10 protein-coding genes are annotated in these 11,521 nt (G+C 41.7%); 9 read left to right on the plus strand and 1 reads right to left on the minus strand.

What is annotated here, in order from left to right; translation table 11 throughout:
* Window positions 1-19: 19 nt before the first annotated feature.
* The 4 genes from CFK37_RS10510 (at window position 20) to CFK37_RS10525 (ending at window position 5,342) form a co-directional block, all read left to right on the plus strand.
* Window positions 20-1,375, plus strand: a complete 1,356-nt coding sequence (locus CFK37_RS10510; RefSeq protein ID WP_089061809.1) for an aminotransferase — start codon at window positions 20-22, stop codon at window positions 1,373-1,375.
* A gap of 32 nt (window positions 1,376-1,407) precedes the next feature.
* On the plus strand, window positions 1,408-2,322 hold the full coding sequence (locus CFK37_RS10515; protein WP_089061810.1) for a selenium metabolism-associated LysR family transcriptional regulator: 915 nt from the start codon (window positions 1,408-1,410) through the stop codon (window positions 2,320-2,322).
* A gap of 48 nt (window positions 2,323-2,370) precedes the next feature.
* Window positions 2,371-4,146, plus strand: coding sequence for a sulfoacetaldehyde acetyltransferase (gene xsc / locus CFK37_RS10520; RefSeq protein ID WP_089061811.1), 1,776 nt, complete (start codon window positions 2,371-2,373; stop codon window positions 4,144-4,146).
* A 125-nt stretch (window positions 4,147-4,271) separates the two neighbouring features.
* Window positions 4,272-5,342, plus strand: a complete 1,071-nt coding sequence (locus tag CFK37_RS10525) for a M42 family metallopeptidase (RefSeq protein ID WP_089063622.1) — start codon at window positions 4,272-4,274, stop codon at window positions 5,340-5,342.
* A 56-nt stretch (window positions 5,343-5,398) separates the two neighbouring features.
* On the opposite strand, the gene CFK37_RS10530 is transcribed toward CFK37_RS10525, so the two are convergent.
* A complete protein-coding gene (locus CFK37_RS10530) occupies window positions 5,399-6,874 on the minus strand; it encodes an APC family permease (RefSeq protein WP_089061812.1) in 1,476 nt (491 codons plus the stop codon).
* Window positions 6,875-7,169: 295 nt separating this feature from the next.
* Between CFK37_RS10530 and CFK37_RS10535 the strand changes: the two genes are divergently transcribed.
* The 5 genes from CFK37_RS10535 to CFK37_RS10555 all read left to right on the plus strand — a co-directional run bounded on the left by CFK37_RS10535 (window position 7,170) and on the right by CFK37_RS10555 (window position 11,446).
* Window positions 7,170-7,442, plus strand: a complete 273-nt coding sequence (locus tag CFK37_RS10535) for a hypothetical protein (protein ID WP_089061813.1) — start codon at window positions 7,170-7,172, stop codon at window positions 7,440-7,442.
* 232 nt (window positions 7,443-7,674) lie between these two features.
* Entirely contained in the window at window positions 7,675-7,938 is a 264-nt protein-coding gene (locus CFK37_RS10540) for a sigma-70 RNA polymerase sigma factor region 4 domain-containing protein (protein WP_157724837.1), read from the plus strand.
* 21 nt (window positions 7,939-7,959) lie between these two features.
* Window positions 7,960-8,763 carry a serine hydrolase gene (locus CFK37_RS10545; protein ID WP_089061815.1) on the plus strand — a complete coding sequence of 268 codons (804 nt, stop codon included), beginning with the start codon at window positions 7,960-7,962 and terminating at the stop codon, window positions 8,761-8,763.
* A 116-nt stretch (window positions 8,764-8,879) separates the two neighbouring features.
* Window positions 8,880-10,553 (plus strand): peptide ABC transporter substrate-binding protein, encoded by a 1,674-nt coding sequence (locus CFK37_RS10550; RefSeq protein WP_089061816.1) that lies wholly within the window; start codon window positions 8,880-8,882, stop codon window positions 10,551-10,553.
* A gap of 182 nt (window positions 10,554-10,735) precedes the next feature.
* Window positions 10,736-11,446 (plus strand): gamma-glutamyl-gamma-aminobutyrate hydrolase family protein, encoded by a 711-nt coding sequence (locus CFK37_RS10555; RefSeq protein ID WP_089061817.1) that lies wholly within the window; start codon window positions 10,736-10,738, stop codon window positions 11,444-11,446.
* Window positions 11,447-11,521 lie beyond the last annotated feature (75 nt).

Genomic DNA, 11,521 nt, shown 5'->3' on the forward strand with positions numbered 1-11,521 from the left:
AAGAATGGAGGCTATAATGATGAAGACAAAAACGGAAATGGGTAATGTTGTGGAACAGGCGGTACCGCAGTTATGGAATGCGATGCACCGCTATAATCCGGAGGCACAGCAAACGGTGGCAGTATCGGGAGATGGAGCATGGTTCACCGATGAGGCTGGCAACCGTTACTTGGATGGTGTGTCAGGGTTATGGTGCTTAAATTTAGGCCATGGACAGCAGGAAATTGTTGATGCGGCTGCTGAACAGATGAAAAATCTATCTTATTTCCCATTAATCATGAGCCATGGGCCAGCTATTAAATTAGCAGCCAAGATTAGTGAGTTACTTGGGGAGGACTATCAAACCTTCTTTTCAAACAGTGGCTCGGAGGCAAATGAAACAGCCTTTAAAATCGCGAGACAATACCATAAACAAACAGGTAATCCGGAGAAATTTAAGTTTATTTCACGGTACCGGGGTTATCATGGTTCCACTCTCGGTGCACTGAGTGCGACGGCACAGGCAAATCGGCGTGTGAAATACGATCCGGGTGTTCCAGGATTTCTGCATGTCTATCCACCGTACAGCTATCGATCCATTTTTGGCGGTGAGCCTGAGGAATCTGATTTAAAGGCAGCTCAATTGCTTGAAGAAATGATTAACTGGGAAGGCGAAGAAACGGTAGCTGCATTTATTATGGAACCGTTCATTTCCGGTGGGGGTGTGATTATTCCATCCATGAAGTACATCCAACGGGTCGCCGAGATTTGTAAAAAACACAATGTACTGCTGATCATGGATGAAGTTGTTTCCGGTTATGGGCGGACAGGAGAAATATTTGGTTTCAAGCATGCAGAAGGGGTTCAACCCGATATTGTTACAATGGCTAAAGGACTAACAAGTGGTTATTTACCACTTGGTGCAACAGCGGTTAAATCAGAAATTTACGATGCATTTAAAGATGCGGGAAAAGATAACCATTTCCGTCACGTATCCACGTATGGTGGTCACCCCGCGGCGTGCGCAGTTGCCCTCAAAAATATTGAAATTATTGAGCGCGATAACATTGTTGACAGGGTACGGAAACTTGGAAAATCCAAGTTGGGAGAGCTTCACCAATTAATCGATCATGAGAATGTCGGAGAAGTAAGGCAGGTTGGTTTCTTGCTTGGGCTTGAAATGGTAACAGATAAACAATCGAAAGTACCGCTGGACGATGCAAAGATGGGGGAAATAATCGGCAAGTGTAAAGAAAAAGGGCTGATTATCGGCAGGAACGGTGACACGGTTCCGGGGCAAAATAACGTGATTATTGTTGCGCCACCGTTAACTAGTACAGAAGACGATCTGGATTTTCTTGTCGAAACAGTACAATCAGTCATTGGCGGTCTGTAGGTAGCCTTGGAATCTGAGGGAGTGGGGATAAGATGAACTATGAACGATTAAAGGCCTTTATTGCAGTTGCTGAAAGAAAGAACTTTTCAGAAGCCGCAAAAATACTATTTGTCACTCAACCTACTATCACCTCACAAATTAAAGCATTAGAAGAAGAATTGGGTACCAAATTATTCGAACGCACAACGAAGAAGGTTAAAATGACCCAATCGGCAGTTATTTTATATAAATATGCGCGGGATATTATTCGTCTAAGTGACTCCGCACGAAAAGAACTTGTCAAAACCGAGGATGTCATGCACGGTGATTTAAGTATGGGGTGCAGTTTCACAATTGGCGAATATATTCTCCCGGTGTATTTAAAGAAATTCAAGGATCTGTACCCATTAATCCAGATGAGTGTAAACATTACTAATTCCAACAACATCGTCACCAGCCTGAAGGATCAGCTGGTGGATGTCGGTTTAATTGAAACACCGATTGATGACCCACAGATTATGGTCGAGCCGTTTCTTGCTGATGAGCTGGTTTTAATCGCTTCAGCTAACTATTTTTCAAATAACGAGCAAAACATATCAGCCGATCAGTTAAAACAAGTGCCGCTGATTTTTCGCGAACAAGGTTCTGGTACCCGTGCGGTTGTCGAACACCATTTGAATAAGGCGGGAATATCCATGGATGAGTTGAATGTAGTAATGGAACTTGGGAGTACGGAAGCCATTAAATCGGCTGTTGAATCTGGATTAGGTGTTTCGATTATTTCCAGAAACACAATCATTAAGGAACAAAAGCTGAAATTATTGACTGCATATTCGATTGAGGGGATATCCTTTTACCGCTATTTCTATATAGCCTGTCGCAAGGATCAAATTTTAAAGTCAACAACAGATTTATTTGTTGATGAATTAAGAAAAATGACCTGTGAACAGGAGGCAGGTGTATCTTAATCATCAATTTTAAAATAGATAATTAGAAATTTTAAGGAGGAATTTTAAATGGCAAAGCAGCAAACAGAAGTACGGGAAGCAACAATGAAAAAGGTGAAAATGACACCAAGTGAAGCAATTGTAGAAACTTTAGTCGCAGAAAATATAGAAGAGGTCTATGGTATTGTCGGCTCTGCCTTTATGGATATGCTCGATTTATTTCCGGCAGCTGGAATCCGCTTCTTACCGGTACGGCATGAACAAAGTGCGGGACATATGGCCGATGCCTATACAAGGGTTTCTGGTACAGCCGGTGTAATTATTGGGCAAAATGGTCCGGGAATTACAAACATGGTGACCTCCGTTGCGGCAGCAAATCAGGCACATACGCCGATGGTTGTAATCTCACCATCAGCAGGTACACCGACAATCGGATGGGATGGTTTCCAGGAAGCAAATCAGGTTTCTATTTTTGAAGACATTACCAAAGAAACAGTACGTGTGACACATAAAAGCCGAGTAGCGGATTGCCTGCGAACAGCTTTCCGTATCGCATATGCGGAGCGCGGACCTGTATTGTTCGATATTCCACGAGACTTATTTTACGGGGAGCTAGAAGATCAAATCCTGCAACCTCACCAGTACCGTGTTGATGCTAGAGGAAGCGGTGATCCGGAATCAATAGAGCGAGCAGTCGGATTGCTAAAAGATGCGGAGTACCCTGTTATCATTTCGGGACGCGGTGCAGTTGATTCAGACGGTGTTGATACGGTTGGCAAAATAGCGGAACATTTAACCGCCCCTGTTGCTGTATCCTATATGCATAATGATGCTTTCCCAGCAGATCATCCGTTATCAGTTGGCCCAATCGGCTACATGGGTTCCAAGGCAGCAATGCACACGCTAAAAAAAGCAGACGTCGTGCTGGCAATTGGCACACGGTTATCCGTTTTTGGCACATTGCCATGTTACGATATTGATTATTTTCCGAAAAATGCTAAAATCATCCAGGTGGACATTAACCCTCGTCAAATTGGGCGGACACATCCGGTTGAAGTGGGACTAATTGGTGATGCAAAAGCAACGACAGATGAAATCTATAAGCAATTGCAAGCAGCAGTACCTTCCCCAGGTAACAAGCAAAGTCGTCTGGAAGAGGTAAGTAAATTGAAAGAAGACTGGGAACAGGAACTGGTAGACTTGGCAATGGAGGATGGAAATCCAATTAACCCGCGTCGTGCGTTGCTGGAACTAACGAAGGCATTACCAGAGAACACGATTATTTCATCCGATATTGGTAATGTTTCATCGACTGCAAATGCTTACTTGAAGTTTAATCAGACACGCCGCCATATCGCTGCATTAACATTTGGGAACACTGGGTTCGCATACCCAGCAGCATTAGGTGCTCAATTAGCGGAACCGAATTCACCTGTCGCAGCAATCATTGGTGATGGTGCGTGGGGCATGAGTCTGCATGAAGTAAGTACCGCTGTTGAACAAAACATCCCTGTCATTGCTTGTGTATTCAACAATAAATCATGGGCTGCGGAGAAGAAAAATCAGGTAGATTATTATGACAATCGGTTCATCGGTTCTGATATTGAGGCTCCAGATTTTGCTGAGGTAGCCAAGTCGATGGGTGCACTTGGCTATACGATTGATAAACCGGAAGATATTGCCCCGGTTGTAAAGGAAGTTTTGGCAAAGCGCAAGCCGGCAGTCCTTAATATCTATGTAGATGGTACGCAGCTTGCACCACCATTCAGGAGAGATGCATTAAAAATGCCTACACGACTATTGGATAAATACAAACACCTTGATCATGGTGTTTGGGGTAAGTAATTAATTAAACCTCTGAGCCTTTGAATCTGGCTCAGAGGTTTTTTGGTATGAAAGGAGGTTCTGAATGCATAAAGCCCATCGATCAATCCATACTATACCTAAAATTACATGAAACAGGTGAAAAAATGGATGTATTAAAAGATTTAACACAAGCGCAAAGTGCATCAGGATATGAGAATGAAGTCCGTCGTATTATGCATAGGGAATTGGATCAAGTATGCAGTGAGATTCTTTATGACCATACAGGTAGTATTTTCGGAAAAACAGAAGGAAATTCTTCCGGCCCGCGGGTGATGCTTGCTGGCCACATGGACGAGGTTGGCTTCATGGTAACCGGAATTAATCAGGATGGATTTCTTCGTTTTACACCACTTGGCGGCTGGTGGGATCAGGTTCTGCTGGCACAGCGTGTTACTGTGATTACAGAGAAAAGGAAGTTCACAGGTGTAATCGGGTCAAAACCTCCCCATCTGCTAAAGCCTGAGGAAAGAAATAAAGTATTTCCAATCAGAGAAATGTACATTGATATTGGAGCGCATAATAAAGAGCAAGTGGAAAAGTGGGGGATTCGCGTTGGTGATCCGGTTGTTCCTATTTGTCCATTTGAAATCATGCCTGACCATGATACGGTATTAGCTAAGGCTCTCGATAATCGAATCGGCTGCTATATGGCTGTTGAGGCCGCAAAACAATTAAATACAAGTCACCATCCGAATACTGTCTTTGCTGGGGCGAATGTGCAAGAGGAAGTAGGGTTAAGAGGAGCACAAACATCACCATACGCTGTGAACCCGGACATTGCTATTGTGCTTGATGTCGGTGTTGCCCAGGATACCCCAGGCACAAGCAGTGACGATGTTGAGCATCCTGCATTACAAAAAGGACCGGTTGTTACTTTTCTTGATGCATCAATGATCCCTAACCATCGCTTCCGTGATTTAGTAATCGATACTGCAGAGAAAAATAACATTCCGCATCAAATAGAAGTGATTACAGGCGGTGGCACAGATGCCGGGAAAATTCATATGTATAAAGAGGGTGTTCCTACCATAGTAATTGGTGTGCCAATTCGGTACATGCACAGCCATGTGTCCCTTGCCAGCAAACAGGATATTGAAAACGGGGTTAAATTGCTTGTTGAGGTTATTAAGAGGCTTGACTCTGATGCATATGAATCGCTTATTAATTATCAGTAAATGAAAAAGAGCCACTGAATGGCTTGTTACGGCCACCAGTGGTTCTATTTTTTTGGTTAATTAGTTGTCGACAATGGAGGCTCCTGTCCATCCTTTGCCTTATTTACCTTACCTAGAATCATATAATCCATTTCATCTTTCGGTATCTTTTGAAAGACTGGTCTTCTAAATAGATAAAATAAGATACCAATCACAATCCAAATGGCCAGCGCGACCAATGAAGGCGTGCTCAAAAATCCTGGTGATCCTGGAATCAGTAACAGCGCTAGAATACCAAGCCCAAAAAGAGATCCTAGCAAAGACATAAACTTTTTCACAGGTGCGATAGTTTTAGTATCATCTTGGTTTTGTCTGGACCATCTGAAGCTTTTATAAGCGACAAAACAGCAATAAAAGAATACGACAGCAATTCCCGTTGAGGACATGTTTACTACCCATGATAATGCTGATCTCCCGAACCACGGTGCTATTAAGCATAATATACAAACAGTGATGATGCCGATTTGCGGTGTATTATTTTTCGAATGCAAACTAGCAAATGACTTCGGCAAAAACTGCGCCCTGCCCATTGCAACCAGTACACGGCTTGCAGACAAGTAAAACCCGTTAAGTCCTGTAAAAATACCCATACAAAGGGAAACAGCCAAGATAAACAAACCTACATTCCCTAATGTCCCAGCTACCACAGTCCCAGTTCCCCAAATATCGTTTAGGGCAACAAGCTCCTGCCATGGCATTGGCAATGCCGTAACAATAATCATTACGGAATATTCTAATGCTGCAAAAATAAGAGCAAAAACAATTAGTGAAAATGCTTTTTTGGGTGAGAAATCAAATTCCTCAGCAACTTGAGGTATACTAGCAAATCCTACATAGGCCCATGGGGCAATCGCAACAATTGCAATAATGGAAGACCAGGATGATATACCTGGTTTGAATCCGGGCTGTAAATTACTGAATGAAGTATCAGAGTTGAAAATCATCCCCAATAACAGCAAAGCAACCCCGGCAAGCAGCAGAACACAAAATATGAATTGCGTTTTTCCAGTTAAAGTTGTTCCTCGAACATTCATGTAGGCAAAGACAATTAATGCAATGCTTGCTACCAAAATTTGACCGAAGTAAACATCCCAGCCAGCTATATTGTACAAATAACCCCATTCTACCGCTGCGGGTAATAAAAATTTTGCTAATAATGCTAGCGCGGATGCGTTCAAGGCAACAATACATACATATGCCAATGTTAACGCCCATCCGCATATAAAAGCGTGTGTTCTGCCGAATGTCGCATAAACAAAAGCAACATCCCCGCCGGATACAGGTAATTCCTCAATTAAAAATCCATAACTGACCCCGATCACGAGCATAATCAATGCCCCAATTAGAAATCCAATAATAACCCCAAGCGGGCCTCCTTGCCCCATCCAGATTGCAGGTTGAACAAAACTTCCCCAACCGATGGCAGAGCCAAAAGCAATAGCCCAAACCCACTGAGGCTTTAGGGTCTTCGATAGTTCCGCTCTTTGCTTCATTCATTTTCCTCCTTTAATTGTAAAAAGCACATCTGTCCCTCTGTAAGCGTTATCAAAAGGTGATTTTCTTCGTGCGGACTAGTTCCCAATTCAACTAGTTAAATTAAAACATTTAAAATTTGATAAATCAATAATTTACAAAATATTTGATCATTGAAATTGGTTATAGCATTAATGAAAAACTTTAATAAGCTCTGAAGAGGCCAAAATCAAGGGGGTTATTAAAATAGAAAATTGGGTAATAGTAAAAAGAATTCCCAAACAAATATTATCTTAAAAAGGAGGCGAAAAACAAGTGAGTAAAATTGAAGCATACTACAGGACAGAAAACGATGCGGAAAGCGCAAAGGCTAAGCTTGAAACGTTTAAGGTCGGTGACGTGATAATAGAGAGGGTACCGGATGCCTCAAGAAACGGATTTATCGAACAGATGAAAAACATATTTGCTGACGTGGATGCAAGCGAGCAGCATGATCCACAAATTCTGCAGGCTGACATAGCAGAGGAAGACTTTGCGGAAGCAAATAGGATTGTTCAGGAAAGTGAAGGATACTTTTCCGATAAATAAACTTATGGTAATGGACCACCCCTGGAAGGGTGGTTACTTTTTTAGATGACTAGAAAGCATAAATTTGATTGAACGCGGGCGAGGGCGGAAATAGGACTTGGGAGAGGGCAAGTCCAACTCGGGAGAGAGATAGTTGTCTCACCCCAATGAAGTTTCACTTTATCTTTACTTTGTCGAACTGGTGTTCTATAATAGTTATACTACTATAATTTGGTAGCAGATAAAGGGGGATATGATGATGCAGGTTCTTGAAAGCCCGCTTGGGGACACTTATTTATGGGAAAAGTTAAAGTCTGAATTAACCGTAGAGGAACAGAAATGGATGCAATATTGTGTATTTGAAGGGAAAACGATAGTAGAGATAGCGGAACAGGAAAACGTCACAACAGACACCGTAGATAGCTGGAGGGAAGGTGTAAGAAAAAAATTATTGGTTGCTGTTGAAAAACGGGGGGGTAAAGGAAACTCCGTGACCGATAGGTGTGATAGGATATAGATAGCAAGGGAGGGATGTTTCATGAAGCAATTAATAGACAAGATAAAAACTATTACCAAGGAGGCAGGCGGGACATGGGGAATCTCACTGGAGGATCTCGATACAAAGGAGACGTGGACTAGCAATGGGGAACAAGTCTTTACTGCAGCAAGTGTAATTAAGGTACCTATTTTAATAGCTGCTTTTGCTGCTTTCGACCAAAAGTTACTAGTTCCGAGTGATACCGTTGAATTAAAAAAGGAAGATTTGGTTGCCGGATCAGGTGTACTTCAGCATATGACGCCTGGAACTTATTTTACTATCTATGATCTACTAACGCTGATGATTATTCAAAGTGATAATACTGCGACAAATATGATAATTGACCTGCTCGGCGCTGAAAAGATTAATCAGACAATGGAAGAATTAGGTTTGAAGAAAAGTAAGTTCTTTAACAGATTGATGATTGTTCCGGCAAATCGCGAGGGGGTCAATCAAATTACGGCATTAGAAATGACAGCAATGTTGAAACAACTTGTAACAGGTCAGGTCGTATCCTTGTATGCCTGTGAACAAATGATTGATATCATGAAGAAACAGCAGCTTCAGGATTGTTTGCCCGGCAGACTGCCAGAACTGGAATCGGAAATAATAGGGGTTCCGGAGGCTTGGCAACTGGCACATAAAACTGGTTCTGTAACGAGAGTCTGTCATGATGTTGGCATCTTTTATGTTGGAGAAAAAACCATGATTGCTTCAGTCCTGTCAAAAGGGATTGATGATATTAAAGCACCGGGATTGTTTGCAGACATTGGTTTTGAAATCTATCATTACCTGAAACAGTAAGCTAGTATTTACAATATATAGGTTAAAAGTCCTACTTGTTTAATTTACTGAAAACTACTATAATTAAGACAACAAAATTTTTTATAGTTTTGTATAAACAAGGGGGATTACTACAGATGAAATTATCTAAATTTTCATTACTCTTGACGCTGGGTTTATTACTTAGCATGCTGATGGCTGCATGCTCCAATGACAGTGGTGGCGAGACAAAAGATGAGCCAAAGAAGGAAGCGGAAGGCAGTGAAGATGTAGAACAGGTATTTAATTTGACTTCATCCGATATTATTCCGACGATGGATTCATCGCTGGCAACGGATTTATTGGCATTCCAGGCTTTAAGCGGCACAACGGAAGGATTGTACCGGTTGGGGAAAGACGGAGAAATTGTTGAGGGAATCGCCACAGAACACAAAGTAAGTGAAGACGCACTTACATGGACATTTACACTTCGGGAAGATGCAGTATGGTCGAATGGTGATCCTGTAACCGCACACGATTTTGTGTATGCTTGGCGGCGCGCAGTTGATCCCAAAACAGGTTCTGAATATGGCCCATATATGATGGGAGGCGTACTTAAGAATGCGACAGCAGTTAATGAAGGGAAAAAAGACGTAGATCAATTAGGTGTAAAAGCTGATGGGGACTATACATTGGTTGTAACACTTGAAAAGCCAATACCATATTTTGAGTCACTAACAACGTTTGGTACATACTATCCGTTGAATCAGAAGTTTGTTGAGGAGCAAGGGGATGCATATGCAACAAGTTCTGATGCACTACTTTCAAATGGTCCATTCAAGTTAACTGATTGGAAGAGTACTTCTGACTCATGGACACTTGTAAAAAATGAAGATTATTGGGATGCGGATGCAGTTACCCTTCAAAAGATTAACTATGATGTTGTTAAGGATCCACAGGTCGGAGTTGATTTATACGAAAAAGGAAAACTTGACCGGACGGATTTGACTTCGGAATTAGTGGATGTGTATGCTGCAAACGATGATTATGAAGTGACACTTGGAACAGGTGTATATTTCCTTAAATTTAATCAAACAAAATCGGAAGCACTTGCAAACAAGAATATTCGTAAGGCACTAAGTCAGGCATTTAATAAGCAGGCATTAGTGGACGAAATTTTAAATGATGGATCGATTGTAGCAAAAGGCTTTGTCCCGAAAAATTTCGTGAAAATGCCAGAATCAGGCAAGGATTTCCGTGAAGCAAGCGGGGATCTATCAACCTATGATGCAGAATCTGCCAAGGAGCTCTGGAAAAGAGGCATGCAAGAGTTAGGTAAGGATAAAGTGGAACTTGAATTCTTATCTAGTGACAGTGAAACATCAAAAGAAATGGGCGAATTTATTGCCAATCAGTTAGAGCAAAATTTAGAAGGATTGGACATTACCTTGAAACAAGTACCATTTGAACAACGATTGGCACTTGATTCTGATATGGACTATCAAATTCAGTTTTCTTCCTGGTTCCCTGATTATTTAGATCCATATACATTCTTGAATCTATGGGTTACAGACGGCGGCAATAATAAGATGGGTTACTCGAATCCTGAATATGACGAATTATTGGCAAAAACAGCAAATGAATTGGCGCTTAAACCAGTTGAGCGTTACGACGCATTCTTACAAGCGGAGAAAATTCTGTTTGAAGATGCAGCAATTGCACCAGTATATCAGAGTGCGACAGCTCAATTAGTGTCTCCTAAAATGGAAGGCGTAATTAACAATTCATTTGGTGCACTTTATGAATACAAGTGGGCTTCAGTAGCTAAGTAATGATTGCTTGAATAGTATAAATTTACAAAAGGGCCGTTAGTCCTCTGGCTGTGGTTATACCGCATTCGGACTAACGGTTTCACCTTGCATTTCATTTAAGGTAAGTATAAAAAAATCTATTGTTTTTGCCACTAGTTCTTGGCGACAAACCAAGATTTTCTAAGAAACGCAGGAGGAATTATATGAAATCTGTTATAGGAGTTACTGCTTCAATGGATGAAAATGAAGCAGATTATTATGTCGCGACTGAAAATACAGCGGGTATCATTCGCGCCGGTGGCATCCCGGTCATTTTACCTAATTTGGTTGATGAAGAAAATGTTGCACAAATAGCCAGTACAATCGATGGATTGTATGCGACTGGCGGAGGCGATATTGACCCAACATTGTTTGGTGAGGAACCACATCCAAAGTTAGGGCTAATTATTCCTTCCAGGGATATGTTTGAAATGTTGCTGATTAAAAAAATGCTGGAACTCGGCAAGCCTGTGTTGGCCATATGCCGGGGCTGCCAGGTGTTAAACATTGCAGCAGAAGGGGATATGTATCAGGATATTTATTCCCAAATCAATAAAGACTTGCTGCAGCATCAACAAAAGGCACCAAAAGCACATGGTTCGCATTACGTAAATGTCGCAGGAGGCAGTCTTTTACATCGTTTAACAAATGCCGATACACTGAAGGTAAATACAATGCATCATCAGGCTAACAGAAAAGTGGTCGAACCTTTTGTGATTAGTGGAATGGCCAATGACGGAATAATTGAGGCGATTGAAAGTAATGCCCATGAGTTTGTGCTGGGCATTCAATGGCATCCGGAGAGGATGGCTGTATCTGGTGATGAAGCATCATTGAAAATTTTTCGGGGTTTTGTAGATGCATGCAAAAAATAATTTTGTATAAACGGAGTCGTCTGGCAACTAGTTGCCAGACGATTTTTTTGCACTTTAAAAAAGTTGTATAAAGTA

This window comes from Virgibacillus phasianinus (assembly GCF_002216775.1).
Taxonomy (GTDB): Bacteria; Bacillota; Bacilli; order Bacillales; family Amphibacillaceae; genus Virgibacillus_F; species Virgibacillus_F phasianinus.